The 25,913-nt window shown below is 70.6% G+C and carries 25 protein-coding genes; 5 read left to right on the top strand and 20 right to left on the bottom strand.

All coding sequences use genetic code 11. The features are described 5' to 3' along the window. Positions 1-167: 167 nt before the first annotated feature. The 8 genes from KYK13_RS13555 to KYK13_RS13520 all read right to left on the bottom strand — a co-directional run bounded on the left by KYK13_RS13555 (position 168) and on the right by KYK13_RS13520 (position 6,377). Positions 168-731 carry a chalcone isomerase family protein gene (locus KYK13_RS13555; RefSeq protein WP_223644747.1) on the bottom strand — a complete coding sequence of 188 codons (564 nt, stop codon included), beginning with the start codon at positions 729-731 and terminating at the stop codon, positions 168-170. Positions 732-860: 129 nt separating this feature from the next. Beyond that, positions 861-1,598, bottom strand: coding sequence for a DUF2063 domain-containing protein (locus KYK13_RS13550; protein ID WP_223644744.1), 738 nt, complete (start codon positions 1,596-1,598; stop codon positions 861-863). Beyond that, entirely contained in the window at positions 1,595-2,443 is an 849-nt protein-coding gene (locus KYK13_RS13545; protein ID WP_223644742.1) for a DUF692 domain-containing protein, read from the bottom strand. The genes KYK13_RS13550 and KYK13_RS13545 overlap by 4 nt, the downstream gene beginning before the upstream one ends. A gap of 147 nt (positions 2,444-2,590) precedes the next feature. Continuing rightward, entirely contained in the window at positions 2,591-2,836 is a 246-nt protein-coding gene (locus KYK13_RS13540; RefSeq protein ID WP_223644740.1) for a hypothetical protein, read from the bottom strand. Positions 2,837-2,892: 56 nt separating this feature from the next. Next, positions 2,893-3,516: a YceI family protein gene (locus tag KYK13_RS13535; protein ID WP_223644739.1), complete on the bottom strand. Its 624-nt coding sequence runs from the start codon at positions 3,514-3,516 to the stop codon at positions 2,893-2,895. Between the two features lie 93 nt (positions 3,517-3,609). After that, entirely contained in the window at positions 3,610-5,160 is a 1,551-nt protein-coding gene (locus KYK13_RS13530) for a hypothetical protein (protein ID WP_223644737.1), read from the bottom strand. Next, positions 5,161-5,847, bottom strand: a complete 687-nt coding sequence (locus tag KYK13_RS13525) for a TetR/AcrR family transcriptional regulator (protein ID WP_223644735.1) — start codon at positions 5,845-5,847, stop codon at positions 5,161-5,163. It lies immediately after the preceding gene. Between the two features lie 5 nt (positions 5,848-5,852). After that, positions 5,853-6,377 carry a PaaI family thioesterase gene (locus KYK13_RS13520; protein ID WP_223644733.1) on the bottom strand — a complete coding sequence of 175 codons (525 nt, stop codon included), beginning with the start codon at positions 6,375-6,377 and terminating at the stop codon, positions 5,853-5,855. A gap of 80 nt (positions 6,378-6,457) precedes the next feature. Between KYK13_RS13520 and fabF the strand changes: the two genes are divergently transcribed. The 3 genes from fabF (at position 6,458) to KYK13_RS13505 (ending at position 10,500) form a co-directional block, all read left to right on the top strand. After that, entirely contained in the window at positions 6,458-7,708 is a 1,251-nt protein-coding gene (gene fabF / locus KYK13_RS13515; protein ID WP_223644732.1) for a beta-ketoacyl-ACP synthase II, read from the top strand. Positions 7,709-8,021: 313 nt separating this feature from the next. Next, a complete protein-coding gene (locus tag KYK13_RS13510) occupies positions 8,022-9,629 on the top strand; it encodes a short-chain fatty acyl-CoA regulator family protein (protein WP_223644730.1) in 1,608 nt (535 codons plus the stop codon). 1 nt (position 9,630) lies between these two features. Continuing rightward, the gene (locus tag KYK13_RS13505) at positions 9,631-10,500 is read left to right on the top strand and encodes a tetratricopeptide repeat protein (protein WP_223644728.1); all 870 of its coding nucleotides are present in this window, start codon (positions 9,631-9,633) and stop codon (positions 10,498-10,500) included. A 34-nt stretch (positions 10,501-10,534) separates the two neighbouring features. On the opposite strand, the gene KYK13_RS13500 is transcribed toward KYK13_RS13505, so the two are convergent. The 3 genes from KYK13_RS13500 to KYK13_RS13490 all read right to left on the bottom strand — a co-directional run bounded on the left by KYK13_RS13500 (position 10,535) and on the right by KYK13_RS13490 (position 12,818). Continuing rightward, positions 10,535-11,014 (bottom strand): hypothetical protein, encoded by a 480-nt coding sequence (locus KYK13_RS13500; RefSeq protein WP_223644726.1) that lies wholly within the window; start codon positions 11,012-11,014, stop codon positions 10,535-10,537. Next, entirely contained in the window at positions 11,011-11,793 is a 783-nt protein-coding gene (locus KYK13_RS13495) for a sulfite exporter TauE/SafE family protein (protein WP_223644724.1), read from the bottom strand. The genes KYK13_RS13500 and KYK13_RS13495 overlap by 4 nt, the downstream gene beginning before the upstream one ends. A 128-nt stretch (positions 11,794-11,921) precedes the next feature. Then, entirely contained in the window at positions 11,922-12,818 is an 897-nt protein-coding gene (locus KYK13_RS13490; protein WP_223644722.1) for a hypothetical protein, read from the bottom strand. A gap of 141 nt (positions 12,819-12,959) precedes the next feature. Between KYK13_RS13490 and KYK13_RS13485 the strand changes: the two genes are divergently transcribed. Continuing rightward, positions 12,960-14,564: a leucyl aminopeptidase gene (locus KYK13_RS13485; protein WP_223644720.1), complete on the top strand. Its 1,605-nt coding sequence runs from the start codon at positions 12,960-12,962 to the stop codon at positions 14,562-14,564. Between the two features lie 58 nt (positions 14,565-14,622). Here KYK13_RS13485 and KYK13_RS13480 read toward each other — a convergent pair whose 3' ends face one another. The 6 genes from KYK13_RS13480 to ruvB all read right to left on the bottom strand — a co-directional run bounded on the left by KYK13_RS13480 (position 14,623) and on the right by ruvB (position 21,722). Further along, the gene (locus tag KYK13_RS13480; protein WP_223644718.1) at positions 14,623-15,243 is read right to left on the bottom strand and encodes a hypothetical protein; all 621 of its coding nucleotides are present in this window, start codon (positions 15,241-15,243) and stop codon (positions 14,623-14,625) included. Between the two features lie 127 nt (positions 15,244-15,370). Further along, positions 15,371-16,609, bottom strand: coding sequence for a DUF4388 domain-containing protein (locus KYK13_RS13475; protein ID WP_223644716.1), 1,239 nt, complete (start codon positions 16,607-16,609; stop codon positions 15,371-15,373). Positions 16,610-16,637: 28 nt separating this feature from the next. Then, positions 16,638-17,732, bottom strand: coding sequence for a thioredoxin domain-containing protein (locus KYK13_RS13470; protein WP_223644714.1), 1,095 nt, complete (start codon positions 17,730-17,732; stop codon positions 16,638-16,640). Between the two features lie 56 nt (positions 17,733-17,788). Continuing rightward, positions 17,789-18,733 carry a UDP-3-O-acyl-N-acetylglucosamine deacetylase gene (gene lpxC / locus KYK13_RS13465; protein WP_223644712.1) on the bottom strand — a complete coding sequence of 315 codons (945 nt, stop codon included), beginning with the start codon at positions 18,731-18,733 and terminating at the stop codon, positions 17,789-17,791. A 447-nt stretch (positions 18,734-19,180) separates the two neighbouring features. Then, on the bottom strand, positions 19,181-20,665 hold the full coding sequence (locus KYK13_RS13460; protein WP_223644710.1) for a hypothetical protein: 1,485 nt from the start codon (positions 20,663-20,665) through the stop codon (positions 19,181-19,183). Between the two features lie 19 nt (positions 20,666-20,684). Further along, positions 20,685-21,722, bottom strand: a complete 1,038-nt coding sequence (gene ruvB, locus KYK13_RS13455; protein WP_223644708.1) for a Holliday junction branch migration DNA helicase RuvB — start codon at positions 21,720-21,722, stop codon at positions 20,685-20,687. Positions 21,723-21,841: 119 nt separating this feature from the next. Here ruvB and KYK13_RS13450 point away from each other — a divergent pair, with 119 nt between their 5' ends. Next, positions 21,842-22,927, top strand: a complete 1,086-nt coding sequence (locus tag KYK13_RS13450) for a hypothetical protein (protein ID WP_223644706.1) — start codon at positions 21,842-21,844, stop codon at positions 22,925-22,927. Positions 22,928-22,934: 7 nt separating this feature from the next. On the opposite strand, the gene KYK13_RS13445 is transcribed toward KYK13_RS13450, so the two are convergent. From KYK13_RS13445 to ruvC, 3 genes are all read right to left on the bottom strand, one after another. After that, positions 22,935-24,296, bottom strand: a complete 1,362-nt coding sequence (locus tag KYK13_RS13445; protein WP_223646603.1) for an ELWxxDGT repeat protein — start codon at positions 24,294-24,296, stop codon at positions 22,935-22,937. Positions 24,297-24,717: 421 nt separating this feature from the next. Then, complete coding sequence (gene ruvA / locus KYK13_RS13440) at positions 24,718-25,332, bottom strand: Holliday junction branch migration protein RuvA (protein ID WP_223644704.1); 615 nt, start codon at positions 25,330-25,332, stop codon at positions 24,718-24,720. Next, positions 25,329-25,910 carry a crossover junction endodeoxyribonuclease RuvC gene (gene ruvC / locus KYK13_RS13435; RefSeq protein WP_223644702.1) on the bottom strand — a complete coding sequence of 194 codons (582 nt, stop codon included), beginning with the start codon at positions 25,908-25,910 and terminating at the stop codon, positions 25,329-25,331. The genes ruvA and ruvC overlap by 4 nt, the downstream gene beginning before the upstream one ends. Positions 25,911-25,913: the final 3 nt, after the last annotated feature.

Raw genomic sequence — 25,913 nt, 5'->3', positions numbered from 1 at the left:
TTCCAGTTTCAGCTCACTCGCCTGTGACAGGGGCGTCCGCGGCTGTCCACCATTGAAGCAATGGCGCCGCGCGTGAAAACGACGACGCCCCGCGAAAACGCCCCCTCCGCGTGAAGAGGGGACGCTCGCGGGGCGCGCGAAGGACTGGGGGTGAAACGCGAGGAGGCTCAGTCCTCCTTGCCGAGGATGCCTTCCTTCAGGCCGCTGTCCACGGGGTCCTTGCCCAGCCACACGGAGAAGAGCGCGTCCGCGAAGTCCTTGCCCTCCACTTCGATGGACTGGCCGCCCGTCACCTGCACGGTGGTGCCCTTGCCGGGCACGTAGGTCAGCGTCAGCTCCTGGCCCTCCTTCACCTCCGGGGGGATGGCGTTCTTGAAGTTGTCCAGGCGCGCTTGGAGCTTGGGCATGTTCGCGCCCGCGCTCTTCTTGAAGCCGTTCTCGATGGCCTCGGTGATCTGCTCCTTCTTGAGGTCGCGCTTCATGAACATGCGCACGCGCTTGACCTCGTCCGCGTTGAGCAGCGCGGTGGCGTCCTGCGTGGGGTTCTCCACGTAGAGGCCCAGGGTGTAGACCTTGAAGATGGCCTTCTTGCGCAGGCCCACGCCGTTGAGCTTCAGCTCCTTGCCGGCCACGGTGGCGGTATCCGGGTACTTCACCCCCGCAATCTCCTTGGCCATCACGGGCGCGGCGAGGGTCAGCGACAGCAGCACGGCGGTCAGCGTCTTCTTCATGGAAAACCTCCGGGTGGGTTCCTGCGCGATGTTGGACGCAAACCTAGCCATGCGTCTTCACGAAAGGATCCGCGAAGGACACTTGAGGCTTGACGTGCTGCGGCGAAACCGCCCGGAAGAAGACGTTCCTCAGGAAAGAGCCGACGCCGGCAGGAGCACCAGCCCGTCCTTCGCGAAGCGCACCACCTCCGCGTGGACGTCCGCCGCGGCCATGCCGGTGGCGTGGGTGACGGCGTCCTCGGACAGGCCCTCCACGGCCATCTTCAGCACCAGCAGCGCGGGCGGCGTGGCCTCCATGTAGAAGGTCACCAGCCGCTCCGGGTGGCGCCAGAGCAGCGCCAGCTCCTCCCCTTCCGCGGGCACGGCTTGCGCGCCATGGGCCCGGACGAAGGCGCAGAGCCGGTAGGGCTGCTCCAGCACCATCAGCGTGGGGTTGGGCGTCAGGCGCTCCACGGCCTCCGGGATGACCTCCTCGGAGGCGAACACGGCGAAGTCCGTCCACTCGAAGCGCGCGAGCGCGGGCAGGAACGCAGGCAGCCCGCGGCTGTCCGCGGCGTCCGCGATGAAGGGCGCGAAGCCCTCGCCCAGGCGGTTGAGCTCGTAGTGCCGCGCGGGCCGCGTGAGGGTGTAGCCCTCCACCAGCGCGTCCCATGCTCCCGGCGTCACCGCCTCGCGCGTCAGCGGGAAGAGCTTCTCCAGTGTGGAGCGCACGTGGCCGCGCACGAACTGGCCATAGAGCGCCATGCGCTCCGGATCCACGTCCCAGCCCGGGTGCGACGCGGAGAGCTTCAACAACCCTTCGGCACCAGCAGGGCCCGCGAGGTACGCGTCCATGCTGTCGAAGAAGTGCCTCAGCGACGGCTTCATCGCGCGCCCTCCGCGAGCACGGCCCGCGCCTGATCCGCCTCGTCCAGCACGGCGTCGAGCGACGGGATGGCCTGGTCCCATTCCATCAGCGTGGACACCGGGCCGGTGCGCTCCAGCGTGTAGCGGTACAGGGCCCACACGTCGTCGCAGACGCGGTCGCCGTGCGTGTCGATGAGGACGGTCTCGCGCACGTCGTGGCCGGCCAGGTGGATCTGCACGACGCGCTCCAGGGGCAGCGCGTCCACGAAGGCGCGCGGGTCGTAGCCGTGGTTTCGCGCGTTGACCCAGACGTTGTTCACGTCCAGGAGCAGGCCGCAGTCCGCGGCCTCCACCACCTGGCGCAGGAAGTCCGCCTCCTTCAGCGTGCCGCCCGGCATGGCCGCGTAGTAGCTGGGGTTCTCCAGGAGGAACGGGCGCTCCACGCGCGCCATCACCTCGCGCACGCGCGGCACCACGTGCTCCACCGCGGCCTCGCAGAAGGGCAGCGGCAACAGGTCGTGCAGGTGCACGCCGCCCAGGCGCGAGTAGCACAGGTGATCCGAGAAGAACGGCGCGTCCAGCCGCCTCACCAGCGCGGCCAGGCGGGTGACGTAGTCGTCATCCAGCGCGTCCGGCCCACCGATGTTGAGCCCCACGCCGTGCGGCAGCAGTGTCCAGCGCTCGCGGCACGCGTCCAGGGCGCGTTGGGAGCGGCCCCCCAGCGTGAGGAAGTTCTCCGGGATGATCTCCACCCAGTCCAGCGCGCGCGGCGTGCGCGGCAGCGCTTCGTAGAAGTCGCGGCGCAACCCGATACCCGCCCCCAGCGGCTTCAATCCATGGCGGTCTGCGTAGCGGGGGGACGGCATGCGGCGCTCCTCCTTGGAGGTCGGGACAGCTGGAAGCCGGGACAGCGGATGCGACAGGCGGAAAACAACACGGGCGGCAGGAAGAACGCTTCCCGCCGCCCGCGAGCCTGGGAGGAGACCTGTCACGCAGGCCCTCCCGGGCGATGACTACTTCTTGCCGCTGCAGGAGCCAGCGCCGCAGGAACCGGCGCCACAGCTGCCCTCGGCGCCCTTCTCGTGGGTCGCGGCGGGCGCAGCGCCGTCGGCGGGGGCCGCGCTGGACTCGGAGGCCTCGGGCGCGCCCGGCGAAGCGGCGTGCACCTTGCCCTCCGAGGCCTTGTTGGACGCGCAGCCGGTGGCCAGGGCGCCGAGGGACAGGGTGCCGACGACCGCCGCGAGAGCCTTGACGTTCATGTGTTGCTTCCTTTCATACCGCGTGGGGTGACTACGGGGGGGACAGACAACGACTGCTACGGCTTGAACTGCGTGGAGCCCCAGGCGTCAACGGTGACATCGGCCCGCTCGCCCACCTTCAGCAGCAGCGCTTCGGTGCGCTGGATGCCATAGGCCTCCAGGGGAATCTGGAACTTCGCAAGCACGCGCAGGAGCTCACCCGCGGCGCGATTCTTCGTCTCGGCCGTCTCCTGGAGGTACGTGGCCGTCACCTCCACGGGCTCCTCGCGCGTGACGCCGTGGATCGTGAAGGTGCCCTTCGTCTTGAGCACCACCGGCTTCGCGTTGGCGAGCGGCGCGGGGAGGGCCACGTCCTTGAACTCGAAGACGATGTCCGGGTGCTTCGCCGCGTCCAGCCAGCGGTCGTTCTGCAGGTGGCCGTCGCGCGTCTCGTTGCCGGTCTTGATGGAGCTCACCGGCACCTGGAAGCGGCCGCTGGCCTTCTGCCCCTTCACGTCCACGCGGCCCGTCACCTGGTTGGACAGGCCGTTGATGACCTCCAGAGGCGCGTCCAGCACGAACATCACCGTGTCGCGGCTGTTCGGATCATGAAAGACGAAGTGCTTTTCGGATGGCGCGGGCTCCGCGGCGGACGCGGACAGCGACAGGGTGGCGGCGAGCATCAGGACGCTGCGGAACATGGCGGACCTCATCTTCGGATGCCGCGAACCTCGCGGATGCATGCGATACGCGACAACCAGGAATCGGTTACGGCCCTTTCTCATTCCTGAGGTTCATCCCGCGTCATCCGCGGTCCGCCCGCCATCCAGCGCCTCACGCACCCCACTGCTCGGGGCAGCATGGAGCTTGACGCCAGCTGGGTCAATTCTGACGCCAAGTTCCTCCAGCAAAGCAGCCTGTTCGGAGAAGGCGGGGGCCGGCAGATGGCGTGCGAGCAGTGCATCGAAGAGGGGCTGACCGGCGACCGCGTCCACGGCTTCGCCGAAGCTGGCGAGCGTCGCCATGGGGCCACGCGTGGCGAGCAGCTCCAGCACGTCTTCCAGGCGGGCCCGGCCCTGCGTCGCGCGGCGCAGCTCCACGTCCAGGTGGAGCGCGAAGAGCGCGCCGGTCCAGTAGATGGCCTGGAAGTTCCCCTCCTCGGCGATGGCCTCCTTCATGGTGCGTGAGCGTGCGGCGGCGCGGCCTCGCGCGAAGCCGTCCGCCAGCTCCTGCCAGGCCTGCTGTGCCGTCTGGCGTCCGGAGCGAGCGCGGGCGAGTTCCGTGTAGTAGGTGGCCAGCCCCTCGGTGAGCCAGGCCTCCCGGGGCACCAGCGCCGGGTGCGTGAGGTGGAGCATCTCGTGGAGGGCGACCCAGTCCTTCGCGAAGGACGCGGCGGTGGCGTCCTGCCCCACGAGGATGGAGATGCTGGGCGGAGAGCTCCACTGGGTCATGCCGAAGACCCCGGGCGTGTTCTCGCCGGGCACGGGCACGACGCGCACGGTGACGCGCGGATACGGGAAGGCCTTGCGCACGGTGAGCACTTCACGCCCGGCCTGCTCGAGCCATGCGCAGAGGTCCGCGTCCGTCAGGTGCGTGAAGCGGCCCAACAGCGCGACCTCCAGCACGGACTCACCGCTGCGCACCGTGCACCGCCTGCCGCCGAAGGCGTGGAAGCCCGCGTCGATGAGGTCCTCGCCGCGCAGGTGGTAGACGCCGCGGTCGTCCGGCGTCCAGGGCAGGAGCGCGTCCGTGCCGGACACGGTGAGGTCCACCCGCAGCTCGGGCGTCACGTGGCGGGGGGTCAGGAGATAGGCCTTGCCGGCCACGTGCCACGCGTCCCCCTCCCCCATTCCTCCGAACATGTGCCGGCCACCGCCCCCACGGGAGGAGGCCAGCGGGTAGTGGTAGCGAACGACGCTCGTTCCCCGGGGCAACTGCACCGCGCCTCCCGCCTGGGGGAAGACCTCGAAGCGGGTGCCGTCCTCGCCCGTTCCGACCAGGGACCGCACCCGTCCCGGCTGCCGGAAGAGGAAGTCGAGCGGAGATGAGCGCGGAACCGACGTCGGCAGCGACCGCGGAAGGAGGACCTCCACGTTCAGGCCCGGCGCGGGGTCGTTCGTGTAGACGATGGTGTAGCGGAGGTGATCCGCGGCCTCCCACGGAGCGGCGAGGGGCACGGAAGCACAGGCCCCCAGCGTGAGCGCGAGGCACAGGAGCCCCGCGCGAGCCACCAGCGTCTTCATCGCAGCCCCCTGCTCACCCGGTCCGTCATCCGCGCGGAAGGACTCCACGGCGGCCGCCCTGCCGTCCAGCGCGGAATGCCGACGCGCCGTCGGCGCGTCCACTCAGTGGGGCTTCTTCCGCGACGAGCGGGCCCGGCGCACGGACGTGCTCCCCGCGTCCACGATGGCCGCCCGGCGGCGCTTCCGAGGGGATGCCTTCTTCCCCTCCTCCACGGGCGCCCCCGCGATGAGCAGCGCGCGCGCCGCGTCCAATATCTCCCCCGCCAGCGGCTGCGTCGCGGTGGCCCGAGCGAGCGTCATCGCGCCGAAGCACAGCGCCACCGTCGCCAGCATCTGCTGCCGGGGCGTCGCGCCCTCGCGCGCGGGAACCTGAACCTGCGCTTGGCCCACCAGGTCCTCCAGCCCCTGCCCGAACGCGGCCTGTACCTCCGGAGTGGCGCGCGTCAGGTCCGACAGGAGCGACGGCATCATGCAGGCGGTGTCGCCCGTCTCCCGGTTGTACTGGCCCAGGTAGCGCCGCGCGAAGCGCTCCAGGAACTCCGTCCCCCGCGCCGCGCCCAGGCCCGCGAGCCAGCGCGTCCTGTTCGCGGACATGAAGGCGCTCAGCGACTCCGCGAGCAGCGACTCCTTGGAGGCGAAGTGCGCGTAGAAGCCGCCCACCGTCAGGCCCGCGGCCTTCATCACCCGCTCCACGCTCGCGCCGCTGAAGCCCTCCGCGCGGAACAGCTTCTCCGCCGCCGCGAGGATGCGCGCGTGCGTGGCCTGCTTGTGCTCGGCGGTGTAGCGCATTGTCCCTACTCCTTGCCGCCCGCGCCCGGCGGGCGGAACACCATGCACGTCGTCGTGCCATGCGCGTAGAGCGTGCCCTTCTCGTCCACCAGGCGCCCCTGCGCCGTCGCCACGCGGCCGCCCAGGTGGATGACCTCGCCCCTGCACAACAACTGCCCCGTGTCGTGCGCGATGCCCTTCACGTAGTTCACGTGCAATTCCAGCGTCGTGTAGCCCGCGCCCAAAGGCAGCATCGTGTGGATGGCGCACCCCATCGCGGAGTCCATCAGCGTCGCGGCCAGCCCGCCGTGCACCATCCCGATGGGGTTGTAGTGGTGTTCGCCCGGCTTCACCGCGAACACCACCCGCCCCTCCTCCACCTCCACCGGCGTGAAGCCCATCAGCTCCGCGATGGGCGGCGCGGGCAGCTCCCCGCGCTGGATGGCCCGCAGGTACTCCAGGCCCGACAGCTTCTTCGCCGCGGAGGCCCCCTCCCGGGGATCCTTCCACGTCACCGTCCGCGTGCGCGGATTCCCTGCCTGCTCGCTCATCATGAAACTCCCGGGCTTGAACTCATGGAAGGATGGTCATAATACCATCCCGGTCAATGCTTGGGGTCAAGGAGCTCGTGATGGGACAGCGGCGCGTCGTCGTGACGGGAATGGGGCTCATCAGCCCGTGTGGCATCGGCGTGGAGAAGAGCTGGGACGCGCTGGTGAACGGCCGGAGCGGCGTGGGGCCCATCACCCTCTTCGACGCGAGCGCCCTGGACTGCCGCTTCGCCGGCGAGGTGAAGGGCTTCAACCCGGAGGACTCCATCGAACGGCGCGAGGTGCGCCGCATGGACCGCTTCGCGCAGTTCGCGGTGGTCGCGGCGGACATGGCCATTGAAGACGCGGGGCTGGTCATCACCGAGCAGAACGCCGAGCGCGTGGCGACCGTCATCGGCTCCGGCATCGGCGGCATTGGCAGCCTGGAGGAGACCCACCGCAAGGCGCTGGAGAAGGGGCCGGACCGCATCAGCTCCTTCTTCATCCTCCAGATGATCATCAACATGGCGCCCGGCTACGTCTCCATGCGCCACGGCATCAAGGGCCCGTCCTGGTCCACCAACTCCGCGTGCTCCACCAGCGCCCACGCCATTGGCGAAGCGATGCGCGGCATCCAGCGCGGCGAGTTCGACGTGGCGGTCGCGGGCGGGGCGGAGGCCCCCATCTCCATGCTGGGCGTGGGCGGCTTCGCCGCGATGAAGGCCCTGTCCACCCGCAACGACGCGCCCCAGGCGGCGAGCCGCCCGTTCGACCGGGACCGCGACGGCTTCGTGCTCGCGGAAGGCGCGGGCATCCTCATCCTGGAGGAGTACGAGCACGCCCGCGCCCGCGGGGCCCGCATCCTCGCGGAGCTGACGGGCTATGGCGCCAGCTCCGACGCCTACCACGTCACCTCGCCCGCGCCCGGCCACGAGGGCGCCCAGCGCGCGATGAAGGCCGCCCTGAAGGACGCGCGCGTGGCGCCCGCGGACATCGGCTACCTCAACGCCCACGGCACCTCCACGGACATCGGCGACGTCCTGGAGATGGAGGGCGTGGCCAGGGTGTTCGGCGACGCGGCGAAGCAGCTGGCCATCTCCTCCACCAAGTCCATGACGGGCCACATGAACGGCGCGGCCGGCGCCGCCGAGGCCGTCATCAGCATCCTCGCCCTCACCCGCGGCGTGCTGCCCCCCACCATCAACCTGGAGAACCAGGATCCGCGCATCACGCTCGACTGCGTGCCCAACACCGCCCGCGAGACGCGCGTGGACGCCGTCATGAGCAACTCCTTCGGCTTCGGCGGCACCAACGTCGCGCTCGTCTTCCAGCGCCTCCAGGAGCGTCGTTAATACTCTGTAAAAATTCCGGCGCTTTTTACTGACTTTTCCCCAGTGGTGTCGCAGCGCGTCAGTCAAGGGTTGACAACGTGGTGCCCGGGCGCCGCCGCCATACACCCGGGGCGCCTGAAAGCTGCGTGATTACATGGGATTACGTCCCTGTAAGCCCAGGGTGGAGGCAGTCAACCCTTCGCGCGTCGCCTGCGGGACAGCGCCCCAGCTGACCGAAAACGTTGATTGCAAATCGGTAAATCGGTTTGCAGAGTGGATCCAGAGACCCGGTGTCGGAGCGCGCGTCCGACGCGACCCACCGGGAGTTGGAGCCATGAACAACGACAACGCTCTGAACGCGAACGTGGGGCTGAAGCTTCGAGGCCTGCGCTTGCAGCGGAACATCAAGCAGGCGGATGCGGCCAAGGACCTGGGCGTGTCGCCCGCGTACCTGAATCTCATCGAGAAGGGCAAGCGCGTGATGCCCTTCCCGCTCTTGTGGAAGGCGCTGCGCTACTTCGAGCAGGACCCCGAGCAGTTCATGTCCACGCTGGGCGAGGGCCGCGTGGACGAGGCCCTGGCGAAGCTGCTCGATGAGCCGCTCCTCAAGAGCCTGGACATCGACTCGGAGTCACTCCAGTCCTTGTCCGCGGAACCGAAGCTGGCCGGCACCGTCGCGGCGCTGTTCAACCTCTACAAGAACACGCGCACGCAGCTGGAGAACGTGCTCGCGCAGCTCAACGTGGAGGAGCGCACGCGCACGCAGGGCTCCACGTCCGGCCCGGGCAGCACGACGCCGGGCGTGCGCTTCGACTACTCGCCCTTCGACGAGGTCAGCGACTTCCTGGAGAAGCACCGCAACTACTTCCCGGAGCTGGAGGAGCAGGCCGAGGGACTGCGCCGCGACTTCCGCCTGGAGCAGCAGCTCACCAGCAGCCAGCTCATCCGCATGCTGGAGGAGCGGTTCGACTTCAAGGTGCAGATTGAACGCGCGGCCAGCGGCTCCTCCGTGGTGCGCCGGTTGGACCTGGACGCGCGCACGCTCACGCTGTCGCCGGACCTCACGGAGCAGCCGCTGAAGTTCCAGGTGGCCGCGTCCATGGGCCTGATGGTGATGGACCGCGAGAAGCTGGTGGAGCGCATCCTGGGCGCGGGCCGCATGCGCCACGGGGAGACGGAGCGCCTCATCAAGGTCAACCTGGCGAACTACTTCGCCGGCGCGCTGATGCTGCCCTACGGCGAGTTCTTCAAGGAGGTGCAGCGCACGCGCTACGACGTGGAGCTGCTCTCCAACGTCTTCGGCACCACCTACGAGACGGTGGCCCACCGCATCTGCAACCTGTCCGACCCCAAGCGCCAGGGGCTGCCTTTCCACTTCCTGCGCGCGGACATCGCGGGGAACATCTCCAAGCGCTACAGCGGCACCGGCATCCGCTTCGCGTCCGGTGGTGGCTCCTGCGCGAAGTGGGCGGTGCACCTGGCGTTCCTCAACCCGTCCCAGCTCACCCGGCAGTACTCCATCATGCCGGACGGGACGACGTACTTCTGCTTCGCGAAGGTGCAGCTGCAGCCCATCGAGGGCTCCATCGTGAAGGGGACGGCGTACTCCATCGGCCTGGGCACGCACGCGGAGAACGCGAAGTACCTGGCGTACGGCCTGCCCACCAACGACCTGCGCAAGGACGCCATCCCCAGCGGCATCTCCTGCCGCTTCTGCGAGCGCACCGACTGCAACCAGCGCGCGGCCGCCAGCTATCGCTTCGCCTTCGCCTTCGACGAGTACACGAAGAAGGACTGCTTCTTCTCCCCGCTGCTCGTCCACGAGAAGGAGAAGGGCGAGCGCAACGGAAACGCGGAAGCCCCTGGCAACGGCGCTGAATCCAGCGAGAAGCAGGATTCGTTGGACAGGGCCGCCCGCCGCCGCAAGGTTCACGAGAACTGACATGCACCCGTCTGACAACGAACGCGCCCACATCGCCGACGCCATCCAGAAGCAGAAGAACGCGCTCGCCCCGCTGCGCATCACCGGCTCGCCCGCGGAGGTGGGCCAGGGGCTGGTGGCGCTCGCGGAGCTGTACGGGATGCTGGAGGATCATGCGGCGAGCCGCGAGCACTACGAGGAGGCCTACGGCCTCTTCAAGACCGCGGGCAACAAGGCCGGCCAGGCGCAGGCCCTCTTCGGACTGGGCGTGGTGAAGGCCTACTTCGAGGATCACAAGGGCGCCATCGAGCACATGGCCACCGCCGCCCTGCTCTTCAATGAATCGCGCGACCGCGAGGGCGAGGCGCTCACGCGCGCCTGCATCGGCGAGTCCCTGCGCGCCATGGGCGAGGTGGACGGCGCCGAGGAGAAGTACCAGGAGGCGCTCATCCTCTACCGCCAGACGCGCAACACGGAGCGCATGGCGAGGCTGCTCCTGGACATTGGCGACATCCGCATGGCCAAGGGCGAGTACGAGCCCGCCCGCAAGCGCTTCCTGGAGGCCGTGCCGCTCCTGGAGCAGGGCGAGGACCCGGAGGCGCTCGCGCTGGGGCACCTGCTCCTGGGCGAGGCGGAGGGCCTCCTGGGCCACCACGACAACGCCCGGCCGCACCTGTTGCGCGCGGTGGACGTGTACGGCGAGCTGCATGACCACGTCTACGAGGCCCGCGCGCGCTGGGACCTGGGGCTGTCCTGCTACTACCTGCAGGACTACCCCGCAGCCCGCGAGCAGTTCGAGGCCGTGCTGCCCATGTACGAGGACCTCAAGCAGCACGACGAGGTGGCGAAGGTGAAGAGCGTCCTCGCGCACTTCGCCGCGCGCGGCGTGTAGCCCCGCGCGCGGTCCTGTTGCCTCCGGCCGTGCGTCAGGCCTGGAAGCCCGCGCCCACCGCCAGCGCGAGCAACCCCATGACGCCCGCGGCGATGGCGGCATAGCGCCACTCGCCGCGCAGGCCCAACAGCGTGCCCGCCATCGCCAGCCGCGCCACCGGCGTCACCAGCAGCATGGACGCCGCGCCCTTGCGCAGCAGGTCGATGGCCACGTGCACGGACTCGTCGCGCGGCAGCAGCTCCAGCCCCAGTGACGTGACGAACATGCACCCGCTCGCCACGGCTCCGGCACGCAGCACCCGGGCGATCCACCGCTCACCGGCGGCGAGCCTCCGGGCTCCCCGGCGCTCGCGTGGGAGCGCTTCCGGCTGGGTGATGGGCTCCTGCGGGAGCTCCTCGTGGAGGTCCGCGTCCAACGCCACCGACGTCGCCTGCACGTTGCGACGGGGTGGTCCTGCCTCCGGAATCATCACCGACGGGTGGACACCGGGTAGTTCAGGCTCCGCTTCACTCATTTCCATACGCTCGGCCACAACCCCTCCCCTCCCTTCCACAACATCTGTCCGGCCACGACCAACAGGACGACCGCGAAGAGCTTCTTGAGCACCGCGGTCGGCGTCTTCAGCATCAGCTTGCTGCCCACGGAGGCTCCGGCCAGCACCCCTACGACCAACGGGGCCACGAGCCCGAGATTCAACTGCCCGCGCCACGCATACGCCGCGACGCTGGCGGCGCCGGTGACGCCCACCATCAGGTTGCTGGTGGCGCTCGCGACCTTGAAGGGCACGCGCATGCCGTAGGTCATCAGCGGCACCTTCAGCGGGCCACCGCCCACCCCCAGCAGCGCGGACAGGCCGCCCGCCACGAACGAGCCGGAGATGCCCAGCGGGTAGTTGCCGGGCACGTAGTTGGCCGTCGTCGCGGGCTCCTGGACGGGGTTGCGCAAGAGCATCATCTGCAGCGCGACGAAGAGCGTGAAGAGGCCGAACACCACGGCCACCATCGCCTCCGCCACGAAGGCCGCGACCAGCCCGCCGACGATGGCCCCCATCACCGTGGCCAGCTCGAGCGCCAGCCCCAGCCGTAAGTCGCTCAGTTTGTTCTCCACGTAGCTGGCGGCGGCGGCGCAGGAGTTGGCCACCACGCACATCAGGCTCGCGGGGACGGCCTGCTCCAGCGGGATTCCAAAACCCAGCACGAGCACCGGCACCAGGACGATGCCGCCCCCGATGCCCAGGAGCGCCCCCAAACCACCCGCCAACACACCCGCCGCCATGAGGAGGAAGACCGTCATTCCCTATCGAGGATAGGAGGCGCACTTCGCTTCGGATAGCGGCTCATCCCCGGGGGCTACCTGCTCGATTGGTCGGATGCCCTGCACTCGGACGCGGCCCTGCGACGCGGGCCGTGTGGATCCGTTCACTACGCGGCGGTGGCGCCCAGCGTGCCCTCTGGAAACTCCTCCAGGAAGCGCGCGCGAGTGCGCGGCGTGTAGGTGCCGCGCGCCATGTAGCCATTCAGCTTGCGGATGAGCCCGCGCGTCACGTCCAGCGCGGCGTCCAGCTCCCGCGCGAAGTCGAAGTGATCATTGCGGTACAGCTCCTGGAAGGAGAGCTGTGAGAAGGCGGGCAGCGCGCGCACGCGGCCCAGCGGGCTGGAGAGGAAGAGGCCGGAGACGTAGAGCCCGCGCACCCAGCCGTCCAGCTCCGCCTTGGTGGGGGCCTGGCCCACGCGCTCCTGCGACGCCAGCCGCACCAGCTCATAGATGCCCCGGCCGATGCCGCGCAGCGGGATGCCGGGGCTCTTCACCACCTGGAACTTGTCCCGCAGCCGGGACGTCCCCACCCCGTCCGTGCCGTCCTGCTCACGGAGGAAGAAGAGCGTCTGGGCCCACTCCACCTGCCGCCGCGCGTCCCAGGCCCGCTCGCCCATGCGGCGGTGGCGCAGCACCAGCTGGTCCACCAGCGGGTGGAGGCGCCGGTCCAGGCTCAGGTGCGTGAAGTAGCCGGCGAGGATGGCCAGGCCGGCCTCCGTGCCCACGAGGGCCCCCGAGGCCACGAGCTCCGCCATCTTCAGGCCCAGGCCCACCGGAGCGCGCTCGTGGTACAGCCTCGCGAAGAGCGGCCAGCCGGCCTCCGGCTGGATCATCGCGCCCAGTCCCCCGCGCACGCCGGCGCACAGCGGCAGGTCGGGCAGCACCGCGCCGAACCGCGCGTATGGCAGGTCCTCGGACAACGCGCGCACCCACTCGGCGGGGAGCCCGTCCGGGTGGGCGGCCAACCGTTCGATGGCCGTCAGATGCAGCAGCAGGGTGGGCATTGGGAATGCACAGCTATCCAGCGCGCCGGGGCATTGCAATGCTTGAGTGGCAACCAGCGCTTTGCGAGCAACACGCGGCGCGTCTACAGTCACGCCCCCCGGATCACCCCCTCCCTCTTTGTCCCAGGAGTCCACGTCGCCATGCAATTCAGTCTCGTCTCCGGTGAAGCCGCGCCGGTGAGCGGTGAGCTGCTCGTCATCCCCCTCTTCGAGGGCGAGCTGGGTGATTCCGCCCCCGCGCCGCTGACGGCCGCGGACTCGGCCCTGGAGGGCAAGCTGCGCGCCGCCGCCTCCCAGGAGGGCTTCAAGGGCAAGGTGGATCAGTCCTTCCTCCTGCACACCCTGGGAAGGCTGGGCGCGGACCGCGTCCTGCTCCTGGGCCTGGGCAACCGCGCGCGCTTCCAGCCGGAGGTGCTGCGGCTGGCCGCGGGCCGCGCGGCGAAGACGGCGCAGCGGCTGAAGGCCACGGCCATCGGCTTCCGCGTGCCCGCCACGGAGGACGCGGCCACGGCCGTGCGCGCGGTGGTGGAGGGCCTGGAGCTGGGCGTCTACCGCTTCGACAAGTACAAGTCCTCGGCGCGCGAGGACAAGGGCGCCCCCAAGCTCAGCCGCGCCACGCTGTCCCTGCCGGAGGGCACGGAGAAGTCGCGCGCGCTGGACGAGGCGCTCACGCTGGGCCTGAAGCTGGCGGAGGCCGTCAACTGGGCGCGCGACCTGGTCAACGAGCCGCCCAACGTGGTGACGCCCACGAAGCTGGCGCAGGCCGCGCAGCAGGCCGCCAAGGAGGGCGGGCTCACCGCGGAGATTGGCGGGCGCAAGGAGATTGAACGCCTGAACATGGGCATGTTCCTGGGCGTCACCGCCGGCAGCGTGCAGGAGCCGCGGCTCATCCACCTGGTCTACACGCCGAAGAACGCGAAGGACGCGAAGCGCGCCCCGCTGGCGCTGGTGGGCAAGGCCATCACGTTCGACTCGGGCGGCCTGTCGCTCAAGCCCACCGAGGGCATGGTGGACATGAAGACGGACATGGCCGGGTCCGCCGCGGTGCTGGCCGCGATGAAGGTCATCGGCTCCGTGGTGAAGCCGCCCTTCCCCGTGCACGCCTTCATCGGCGCGTGCGAGAACATGCCGTCCGGCACGGCGTACAAGCCCGGTGACATCCTCACCGCGCGCTCCGGCAAGACGGTGGAGATCACCAACACGGACGCGGAGGGCCGCCTGGTGCTGGGCGACATGCTCACCTGGGCCGGCGAGCACGAGCCGTCCGCCATCATCGACCTGGCGACGCTCACGGGCGCGTGCATGGTGGCGCTGGGCAACTACATCGTGGGCGCCTTCGGCGACGACGACGCCACGGTGAACAGCGTGCTCACCGCCGCGCGCGCCGCGGGCGAGGAGATGTGGCGCCTGCCCGTCAGCGACCTGCAGAAGGACGCGCTGCGGTCGGAGGTGGCGGACATGAAGAACTCCGGCGAGCGCTGGGGCGGCGCCATCAACGCGGCCCTCTTCCTCAAGGAGTTCGTGGGCGACACGCCCTGGGTGCACCTGGATATCGCCGGCCCGTCCAACAGCCCCAAGGAGCGCGGCTACCTCAACAAGGGCGCCACGGGCGTGGGCGCGCGCACGCTGGTGGAGCTGGTGCGCCGCAAGGCCACCGAGGTCGCCTCGCAGCCGGAGCGCGTGAAGGCGGAGGCCCCCGCGAAGCCCGCGGCGAAGCGCGCCAGGGGCAAGTCCGCCCGCGCGTAGGGGACGTCCCGCCCCGGCCCCACGCGGCTTGAACGCGTGGGGCTCCGGGCTCCTTGAGTCAGGGCGTCCGCGGCGTGGAGCGCACGGCCACGCTCGGCTCCGGGAGCGGACGGACGCCCGCCATCAGGGCGTCCACGCTCTCCGTGATGGTGGCGGAGGCCTCCGCGGGCCAGGTGGCGAGCATCATCAGCACGCGGCCGGAGTTGCCCTCGCGCACGGCGACCTTGCCGCGCACGCCCTCCCCCACCTGGAAGTCGAACCCCACCGCGTTGTCCGACAGCGCGATGGGCCGCGGATCCGTGGTGACGAAGCCCGGCTGCTGGCGCAGCCCCTGCGTCAGCCGCTCCGCGAACTGCACGGGCGTGGCCACGCCGGGGGCCACCTGCAGCACCACCTGGGCCCCCGTGACGCGGTGGCGCAGGATGACGGGAATCGCCAGCCCCTCCGGGGTGCGCTCGTTCGTCTCGTCCAGCTGCCACTCCGCCGTGGGCCGGATGATTTCGAAGCCCAGGTCCTCGTCCACGTAGCGCCGCGTGGTGGACGCGACCGCGGACGCGTCCGAGGCCGTACCGGAGCCGCCCGTGCCGGGCTCCTCCGCCCGCGTCACCGCCGTCCGGGACGCGCCACACGCCGTGCTCAGCAGAAGCACTCCCCACCCCAACATCCGCATCGCGCCCATGTCGCTCGTCCCCCGCCTGCCGCCAGCCGTGGGGAAAAACGTGGGCACCCGCCTCCGGGCCCGCCAGGGGCACACGGGGGCGGTGTGCGCTGTTCGACGGAGAAAACTTCCGCGCGGCAGCCCGGGCCTAGGCCAGGCCGCCCTGGAGGGTCCGGTAGGTGTTGGCCAGCCGCTCTGCCACGTCCGCGGGCAGCACGTTGCGCGCGGAGAACAGCGCGTAGGACACGAACGCGTCCAGCGCCTCCAGCGCCATGGCCCGGCCCACGGCCTCGCCGCCGCTGGTGGACACGTTGGCGCGCAGCCGGGCCACGTCCACCCGCCCGTCCGGCCCCAGCGTGACGCCCTGGTAGGCGTTCTCCAGGCCCGGGGGCGGCGACTCCACGAAGCCGCGCAGCAGGTCCACGTCGCGGCCCGCCTCGCGCAGCGCGCGGTGCACCAGCGACAGGAGGAGGTTGTAGCGCTCCTCCGCGGACAACAGCTCCCAGGCCATGCCCTCCACCGCGGGGGTGGGGACCGGGGGCGCCTCTGGAATGCTGACGGCCAGGTGGCCGCCGCGAACCGCCTCCTCCACGCCGGTGTAGAAGGCGTACTGGCTGCCCGCGTAGGCGGCCCGGAGCGCGCCCAGCGTCGTGCCCCCGCCCAGCTTCGCGAACAGGGCCTCCTCGCCGGGCAGCGCGCCCTGGGGGCCCGGCCTCACCCGCATGTCGTCCGGGAAGCGGCGGCGCAGCCGGCCCGTCTCCTCCGCGCGCTTGATGCCGGTGAGCACCAGGTCGCGCGTGCGCTCCGGCAGCTTCACCGCGTCCACCGCCGGGGACTTCGCCTCCAGGAAGAGGAAGCTGCCCTCCACCATCTCGAAGAGGTTGAGCACCACCTCGCGCACCACGAAGGTCATGGCGCTGTAGAGGCTGGCCTCCGACACGATGCCCTGCGACGTGAGCACCTGCCCGATGCGGCGCGCGGGCGTCACCTGCGCCAGGGCCTGGGTGAGCCTCGCTTCCGTCAACAGCCCCAGCCGCACCATCACCGCGCCCAGGCGCTCCCAGCGCTCGCTGGAGGTGGCGAACACCACCTGCCCGTCGCGGAAGGCCACCGTGCGGCGCACGCCGCCGTGCTGCACGACGAGCTGGCCGGTGCGGATGCCCGAAAGAATCTGGGCGAAGACCTCCTCGACCGAGAGCGTCTCCAGGCTGCCGGCGAAGAAGCCGGCCGCGCCGTGGGATTCCGGGAGGAGCACCAGCCCCTCCGGCGCCAGGAAGTGCGCCGTGAGGGGCCGGGTGGGAGAGACGACGGCGGCGAGCGGCCGCTCCAGTTCGAGCGAAGCCGCCTCGCCGCTCACGCGGGGCGTGGCCCTGGGTTTGGACGCCACCGCATCCCTCCCTGCAGGTACCGCCGGACTACTTCGCGCCCTTGAGCTCCGCGTCGATGATGCTCTTGAACTCGTCGAAGGGCTGCGCGCCCGACAGCATGATGCCGTTGATGAAGAACGCCGGCGTGCCGTTGACGCCCACCTTGGAGCCGTCCGCCTGGTCCGCCTGCACCGTCGCGGCCTTCTCACCGGAGTCGAGGCACTTGTTGAACTTGGCGGTGTCCAGCTTCAGCTCGCCCGCGTACTTCTTCAGGTCATCCACGCCCAGCGCCGACTGGTTGGCGAAGAGCTTGTCGTGCATCTCCCAGAACTTGCCCTGGTCGTTGGCGCACAGCGCGGCCTCGGCGGCCTTCTCCGCCTGCTTGTGGAACTCCAGCGGGAACTGGCGGAACACCAGGCGGACCTTGTCGCCGTAGGTGCTCATCACCTGGTCCACGGTGCCGATGGCGCGGCTGCAGAACGGGCACTGGAAGTCGCTGAACTCCACGATGGTGACCGGCGCGTTCTCCGGACCCTTGGACGGGCCGGTGGCGGCCACCTGCTTGCGCTCCGCGGGCGGGCGCGGGGGCTCGGGCAGCTCGTACTTCACGTTGGCGGACTGGCGGAGCGAGTCGAAGAACTTCTGGGCCACCTCCTGCTTCTGCTGGCCGGACAGGAACTCCACGATCTGCGGCTTCATCTGCTCGTAGGTCGCGCCCGGCGGCAGCTGGCCCTTGGCGCCCTCGAAGACCTCCTTGATCTTCTCTTCCGGAGGCGCGGGGATCTTGTCGTCGATCTCCGCCTTGAGCAGCTGGTCCTCGGTGATGCCGCGCTTCGTCGCCTCTTCCTTCACCAGGCGCTCGGTGACCAGCCCTTCCAGGCCGCGCTTGCGCAGCTGGTACTTCTGCTTGTCCAGGTTGGCCAGCGGCTCCTTGATGCGCTCGTTCAGCTCACCGAACGTCACCTTCTGGCCGTTGCCGAAGGTGGCCACCACGGTGTCCGGCGACGGCTCCGCGGCATTGGCGGCCTGGGCCTGGGCGGCGGGCGCCTGGGCATTGGCCGGAGCCTTCTCCTTGTTGCAGCCGGCGGTGAGGGATGCCGCGAGGAGGGCGGCCAGGGCGATGCGAGTAGAGCGCATGGACATAGGCCGCCGACTTAATAGAGGTCCCAGAGACTGGCAAGGAATTGCCAGTCCGCCGTTCAGGCGACCAGGGGCTCCAACTCCAACGCACCAGCGAGGCTTCCACGGCCCGCCTCACGGCCCTCCACGTCCCGGCGGCGCGCGGTGACGATGTCGAAGCTGGAGGGGTCCGCCAGCACCTTGCGCACGAGCTTGTGATTGAGCGCGTGGCCGGTCTTGAACGCCGTCATGTGCCCGATGACCGGCCGGCCAAACAGAGACACGTCGCCAATGGCGTCCAGGATCTTGTGGCGCACGAACTCGTCCGGGAAGCGCAGGCCGTCCGGGTTGAGGATGGCGGCCTCGTCCACGACGACCGCGTTCTCCAGCGAGCCGCCCCGCGCCAGGCCCAGCGTCTTGAGCTTCTCCACGTCGCGCAGGAAGCCGAAGGTGCGGGCGCGCGAGATTTCGCGCGAGAAGCCCCGGTCGTTCACGTCCACGTCGAAGGACTGCCCCTGGATGACGGGGTGCTCGAAGTCGATGGTGCAGCTGATGCGGAAGCGCCGGGCGGGGGTGAGCGAGGCCTGCTTGTCGCCGTCCGACACCACCACGCTCTTCTTGATGACCAGGTACTCGCGCGGGGCGTCCAGCTCGCGCGAACCGGCCTCCATGATGGCGTGGGTGAAGGGGGCCGCGCTGCCGTCCATGATGGGCACCTCCGGCCCGTCCAGCTCCGCGCGCACGTTGTCAATGCCCAGCGCCGCCAGCGCGGACATCAGGTGCTCCACCGTGCCCACCTTCACGCCGTCGCGGCCCAGCGTGGTGGCCAGCGACGTGTCCACCACGTACTCCGCCAGCGCGGGGATGCTCACCGGGCGCGGCAGGTCCGTGCGCACGAAGACGATGCCGTGCCCCGCGGGCGCGGGCTTCAGGGTCAGCGTCACGGGCACCCCCGAGTGGAGCCCCACGCCGCGGCAGACGGCCGGCTGGGAGAGGGTGCGCTGGAAGTCGGTGAGCTGGTGCATGTCGGTGTCGCCTCTGGGGACTGCTTCGTACTGACGCACGCGGGGTACGGCTCCGTCAGGCCGTTCCACGGCGGTCTGACGCGCTGCACATCTGAGCAATCAACATGCCACGGGGCCGTGACACAAGAATCGCCTCCAGGGGCGGTCATCGCGTTCCCAACCCCTCGGAACTGCTGGCGCACCGGACGTCGGGACCGGGTCCGGAGGGGACCGGGGCCCGGATACCCCTCTTGGGAAACCCACCACTGCTCCTCCCACCGTGACAGCGATGTCCGGAATCCATCCTTCGAACCCGGTGCGTCCGGTTGGTTTCGCGCCAACCCGGAGTGCGTGTCACCCACGCGACAGGGGCGCGTCTCTATCCCAGCCCGGTGCCCGGAAGCAAACGGACATCCAGGGCTCACTTGGAGTCCGGGCCTTGACGGGAATCAAGACTGCGAGGGTGGGTCAGCGGGCAGGCGGCAGGAAGCGGTCGCGCAGGGCTTCCGCGTCCGGCCGGTCGAAGCCGCGGCCCTGCAGGAGGGAGCGCCGGCTGACGGCGTGGAAGGTGGTCTCCAGCGTCTGTGAGAAGCGCCGGAGGTCCTCCGCCAGGCGGCTGCGGATGCCGGGGCCTTCCGGCGGCCAGGGCAGCTCCACCAGCAGCGAGGTGAAGCGATCGAAGGCGTCGTAGTCCGCGTAGCGCAAAAGCTGGTAGCCGCCGTCGTGGAAGTAGTCGAGGAACGACTTGAGGGCCTCCAGGACGCGCTCCGCCGCGGGCACGTCCTCCGCGCGCAGGTGGCTTTCGGCGGCGCGGCACAGCTGGGCGTAGACCCACAGGTCCTTGCGCAGACGCAGGGCGGCGTCCTGGGCGCTGGTGAGGTGGGCGAAGGCCTCATCCCCCAGCGAGCCGTTGGGGGCCAGCGCGTCCACGAGCGCCACGATCTGCTGGCGGAGGAGCGTGGTGAAGGCCTCCGCGGCGCGCAGGGGGGCGGCGGGGTCGCGGTCCAGGTCCACCAGCACGTCACGGGCGATGCGGTCCGTCTCGCGGGCCAGGTCGCGCGCGGCGCGCAGCGCGGCGGCCTGCAGGTGCTTGGGGCCCGCCTTGGGGGACAGCTCCGTGTGCAGGTAGCTGGCGACGGCGGAGACCTCGCCGCGCACCAGGGACAGGAGCACGCGCACGCGGCGGGGCACGGGCGGCTGGGACTCCGGGTCCACGTGCGTGAGGTAGTGCAGCACGCGGAAGAGGCCCAGGAACGCGGTGGTGAACAGGGGCCGCGTGTCCTGCGGCAGCGAGCCCAGCACGTCCAGCAGGCGCACGGAGCGCAGCCGGTCGTACTCGACGCGGAACTCCAGCGGGCGGAAGGGGCGGAAGTAGCGGTTGAGGACGATCTCCCGCAGCGTCAGCTTGCCCACGTCCTGGAACAGCGACAGGCCGATGAGGGGCAGCTGGAGCAGGTTGTCGAGCAGGTTCTTCAGCGCGTCGAAGGCCTCGCGCACGACGAAGAGGCTCTCCGGCGGGGTCTCCTGATCCAGCTCCTCTTCAATCATCAGCCGGCGGACGCGGTCGTCCGCGAGCTGGGTCTCCACGTACTTGCGGAAGACCATCTTCGGGTCGCTCTCCGGGTCCTGCAGGTGCCGGGCGACGCGCACGGCGCGCTCCATGGCGTCGCGCACGTCCACCAGCTCCTCGTGGAAGTCGCGCGTGACGAGCGGCCGGGCCCGGGCGTCCACCACGGCGTTGTGGAGGTTCAGGTAGCGCTCCACGGCGCGCAGCCACATCTCGAACTCGAAGAGCAGCTCCTCGCGGCCCTCCACCGGGACGCCGCGCAGCCAGCGCTCGCGCTCGGCGAGGAAGCCCGCGCGCGTGGCCTGTGAGGCGCGCATCAGGTCGCCGTAGGAGTCGCGGGGACTGGGGAGGACCGTGGGCACGGCGGGCGCGGAGGCTTGGCTCATGGCGGAAGAAGGGGGCGCGCTAGAAGAGCGCGCCTTGCGGGGAGCTGGGGGGCGGAGTCTTCTTGAAGTACTGGTAGGTGCGCAGCGTGGCGGTGCGGCCCCGGGGCGTGCGCATGAGGAAGCCCTCCTGCATGAGGAAGGGCTCGTAGACGTCCTCGAGGGTGTCGCGCTGTTCGCCCACGCTCGCGGCGATGGTCTCCACGCCCACCGGGCCGCCGCCGAACTTCTCCAGGATGGTCAGGAGGATCTTCCGGTCCATCGCGTCCAGGCCGCTGGCGTCCACGCCCAGGCGGCTGAGCGAGTCGTGCGCCAGGTCGTAGGTGATGCGGCCGTTGCCCTCCACCTGCGCGAAGTCGCGAAGGCGGCGCAAGAGGCGGTTGGCGATGCGGGGCGTGCCGCGCGAGCGGGTGGAGACCTCGCGGCTGGCGGCGCGGTCCATGGGCACGCCGAGGATGCGCGCGGAGCGGTCCAGGATCTGCTCCAGGAACCTGGGCTCGTAGTACTCCAGCCGCTCCTGGATCTGGAAGCGGTCGCGCAAGGGGGACGTAAGCAGGCCCGTGCGCGTGGTGGCGCCCACCAGCGTGAAGGGCGGCAGGTCGATCTTCATCGCGCGGGCGGCGGGCCCGGTGTCGATGGTGATGTCCAGCCGGAAGTCCTCCATCGCCGGGTAGAGGTACTCCTCCACGGCGGCGTTGAGGCGATGGATTTCGTCGATGAAGAGGATGTCCCGCTCGTTGAGGTTGGTGAGCAGGCCCGCAAGGTCGCCCTTGCGCTCCAGCGCGGGGCCGCTGGTGACGTGGATGCCCACGCCCAGCTCGTTCGCGATGAGGTGCGCGAGCGACGTCTTGCCCAGGCCCGGGGGCCCGGAGAACAGGCAGTGGTCCAGCGCGTCGCCGCGATTCTTCGCCGCGGCCACGTACACCTTGAGCTTCTCGACGACCGCGCCCTGTCCCACGTACTCGTCGAAGGTGCGTGGGCGCAGGGAGGCCTCCAGCCGGATGTCTTCCGGCTGAACATCTCCCGAGAGGGTGTCGTCGGACTTCCTCGCCATCGCCATTCCGACCCTATACAGCGAAGGGGGCGCGTGTCGCTGCCCTTCTGGCGGCGCTAGACTTGGAGCGGCACGCCGACCGGCCAGCCAGGGGGGCTGCCCCCCTGCTCGAAGGGAGTCGCGTCATGATTTCCGCTTCTGCCCCGTTCCGTCCCCTGCCCCTGTTGCCGGAGGCCCGCGCCGAGCGCTCGCCCGGCCCGCGCCTGCAGAAGCTGCGCCGCGCCGCGCTGGAGGCCCGTGAGGCCTTCGTCCGGGAGGGGCCGGTGGCGGCGGTGGCCACGTGCGACCTCATCACGTTCCCCTACCCCACCCTGTTCGCCTTCAGCGGCGCGGCGCTGTCCCCCGCGCCGTACGTGATGATGACGAACCGCATGCAGGTGGTGCAGTTCGCGGAAGCAGGCACCGGCCAGCGGCGCACGCTGCTCTTCAACCCCACGGACTACGAGCGAGGCCACGCGGCGCCCTTCTACCGCGCGCTGCGGGAGCGCTACGGCGCGTTCCTCTCCGACAAGGTGATGTCCATCCGCCACGGCACGGTGCAGGCCCACCTGGAGCACCTGGGGCTGACGCCGTCGGACGTGGACTACCTGGCCTTCGACCATCTGCACATCCAGGACCTGCGCGGCTGGCTGGGCGGCGCCGGCACCGCGCCCGTCTTCCCCCGGGCGAAGCTGCTGGTGCAGCGCGCGGAGTGGACCATGGTGAAGCACCTGCACCCCATGCAGCACGTGTGGTTCGTGCCCGGCGGCGCGGCCATCCCCGACGACCGCGTGGTGCTCCTGGACGGGGACACCTGGCTGGGCCAGGGCACGGCGCTGCTCAGCACGCCCGGGCACACGCAGGGCAACATGTCCCTGGCGGTGGCCACCGCGAATGAGGTGTTCGTGGTGAGCGAGAACGGCGTGAGCACGGAGAGCTACACGCCGCTGTTGTCGCGCATCCCCGGCGTGCGCCGCTTCGCGGAGCAGATGGGCTGGGAGGTGGTGCTCAACGGCAACACGCGCGAGGACTCGCTGGAGCAGTACGCGTCCATGGTGGTGGAGAAGCTCTTCGCGGGCCCGTCCGCGCACGACGCGTCATTCGTGAACTTCCACCCGTCATCGCAGCTCACCCCGCACCTGCTGGCCCCGGGCCTGGGGCCCACCGTGGTGCTGCCCGCGCCGAACGCGGGCGGGCTGCACCCCACGCCCGCGGTGCGGCGCGCGGCCTGACGCAGCCTCACTCCGCCAGGAGGGCGCAGCGGGCCGCGGGGAGGAAGGGCAGCGACCACGGCTCCTCGCCCTGCTCCGGGCGCGTGGCGGTGAAGAAGACGGAGCCCCCCGCGCGCACGAAGCCCCGGGGGTTCGAGTCCAGCCCCCCGGGCGCGATGTCGCGCATCGGCTCCACGCGGCCCGGGTTGCCATTGGAGTACCAGCCCTCGCGGCCGCGGCCGGACGTCGTGGCGGAGAAGAAGAGCCACCCGTCCGCCGCCGCGAAGGCGCCGGGGGCGCTGCCCAGGGGGCCCGGCTCCAGGTCCTGCACGAGCATCGTGCCCTGCGCCGTGCCATCCGTGCTCCACAGCTCGCGGCCGTGCACGCCGTCATCCGCGGCGAAGTACAGCCGCCCGTTCAGCGCCGTCAGCCCGGAGGGCAGCGAGCCCTGGGGCCCCGGATGGAGGTCCCTCACCAGGCGGGTGCCCGGGAGCGTGCCGTCGCTCTTCCACAGCTCGCCGCCGTGGAGCAGGTCGCCGGGCTCGCCGAAGAAGCCCTCCGCGCCGGCCATGAAGTACACGGCGTTGCCCAGCGCCGTGAGCTCCGCCGGGTAGTCCCCCGCGAAGTGCAACAAGGGGAGGGTGGAGAGGCCCTGGCCTCGGGTCACCCAGAGGTCCGCCTCGCCCAGGCCCATGTCCGCGAGGAAGAAGAGCCGGTCCTTGCCCGCCGGCGTCAGCGAGAAGACGACGGACTGCTCCGGGCCGGTGAACAACACCCGCGAGCTGCCGGAGTGCCCATCCACCACCCACAGGTTCACCGTGCTGCCGTAGGCCACCAGCACCAGCTTCCCGTTCCACTCCTTCAGGTCGTCGAGGAACAGCGAGCCCGGCCCAGGCGCGAACTCCTGCGTGAGCCGGGTGCCATTCGCCGTGCCGTCCGTGCTCCACAGCTCGCGGCCGTGCACGCCGTCATCCGCGGTGAAGTACAGCCGCCCGGCCACCACCGTCAGCCCGTCCGGCGCGCTGCCCTGCGTCCCGGGCCGGATGTCCGCCACCAGCACCGTGCCCTTCACCGTGCCGTCCGTGCGCCACAGCTCCGGCCCGTGCACGCCGTCGTCCGCGACGAAGAACAGCCGCCCGCCCATCCGCGTGAGGAAGCGCGGCGTGCTGCCATACGCCCCGGGCCGCAGGTCCATCACGAGCCGCGGGTCCGCGCCGCTCCCGTCCGTCACCCACAGCTCGCGGCCCGACACGCCGTCATTCGCGACGTAGACGACGCGCCCGTCCAGCTCCACCAGCGCCTCCGGCGCCGAGCCCTCCGCGCCCGGCCACAGGTCCCCCACGAGCCGCGCTGCCTGGCCGCAGGGCCGAGGTCCTCCACCCAAGCCCACCCTCTCCGCCGCCAACGCCCCCGACGCCCCGCCCACCCCCGACACGTCCCCGCCGTCCGTCAGCCCTCCGCACCCCGCCCCGAGGACGCCCGAGAGCAGCAGTACGAGGACCCGAACAGCACGCCACGCCGCCATGACACACGCCTCCTGGGCGCAGCGCGAGCCCGTCAGGGTCGCCGCACCGGCGCTGGAAATTGATGACTTCAGCGGAATGGGCCAGCTCATGGCCGGCCAGGATTGCTCAAGGGTGTCATCCGATGAGCAGCGTGGATCGCCGTCTGACGTCAGACGAACGAAGCAAGCATCCGCTGTGTGACGGCAGCGGATTTCTACAGGAAAAAGACTTGCGCTTATCTTCCGAGGTTTTCCCGCCCCATGAGGCCCCGGGGCTCGCACTGGAGGGCGGCGCGGCGTCCGGAAGTCACGGGCTGGAGCGCAGGGACTTGAGGGCTTCGCGGAAGAGGGTCTGGAAGGCAGCGTCCGGACCCAGCCGCTCGATGACGACGTCCGCGGCCTTCTCCGCCTGGGGCTGCTTGTAGCCCAGGTTGAGCAGCGCGGAGACGAGGTCCGCCTTGTTGCCGGAGGCGACGGGGGCGCGGGGGGTGGTGCCGCGCGCGATGCCCTCCGAGTGGAGGTTGCGCACCTTCTCCTTGAGCTCCAGGACCAGGCGCTCCGCGGTCTTCTTGCCCACGCCGTGGATCTTCGCGAGCCGGCTCGTCTCACCGCGCGACAGGGCCGCGATGAGCTCGCCCACCTCCATGCCGGACATCACGCCCAGGGCCATGCGCGGACCGACGCGGGAGACGGTGTTGAGGAGCTGGAAGAGCTCCTCCTCCGCGGGGGAGAGGAAGCCGAAGAGCTCGAAGGCGTCCTCGCGCACCACGGTGCGGATGCGCAGATCCACCGGCTGGCCGTCCGCGGGCAGCTTGCCCAGCGACACGGTGGAAAGGTTCACGCGGTAGCCCACGCCGTTCACGTCGATGACGGCGTCCTCGGGGCCCTTCTCCAACACGTTGCCACGCAGCCGGGCGATCATCGGCGGGCCTCCGGGCGCTGGTAGGCGGACGACAGGCGGTCCGCGAGCACCGACGCGGCCCCCTTGCGCTTGCCGTTTCCAGGCGAGACGGCGCGGGGCATGCCCACGCGGAAGTGATTGAGGTGGCACAGCGCGACGGCGAGCGCGTCACTGGCATCCGCGCGCTCCAGCGTCGCTTCATCCACGCCGAGCAGCGTGCGCACCATGCGCGCCACGGCGTCCTTGCCGCCCGCGCCGCTGGCGCCCACGGACTTCTTCACGCTGGCGGGGGCGTACTCGTGCACGGGCAGGCCCGCCTGCGCCGCGGCGAGCAGGGCCACGCCGCGCGCGTGTCCCAGCACCAGGGCGCTGCGGGCGTTGCGGAAGGTGAAGAGGCCTTCCACGGCCACGGCCTCCGGCTGGTAGCGCCCGAGCGCGGCGCTCAGGGCGGCGTGCAGGTCCTTCAGGCGTTCAGCGAGGGGCGCGGACTCCACCACCTTGATGATGCCATGGCCCAGGTGCACGAGCCGGCCCTTCTTCTCCTCCACCACCCCGAAGCCCATGAAGCGGCTGCCTGGGTCCACGCCGAGTACCCGCACCGG

It is taken from the genome of Corallococcus sp. EGB, assembly GCF_019968905.1.
Taxonomy (GTDB): domain Bacteria; phylum Myxococcota; class Myxococcia; order Myxococcales; family Myxococcaceae; genus Corallococcus.
The sequence above is the reverse complement of the archived record's forward strand: the minus strand, read 5'-3'. Positions and strand labels throughout refer to the sequence as shown.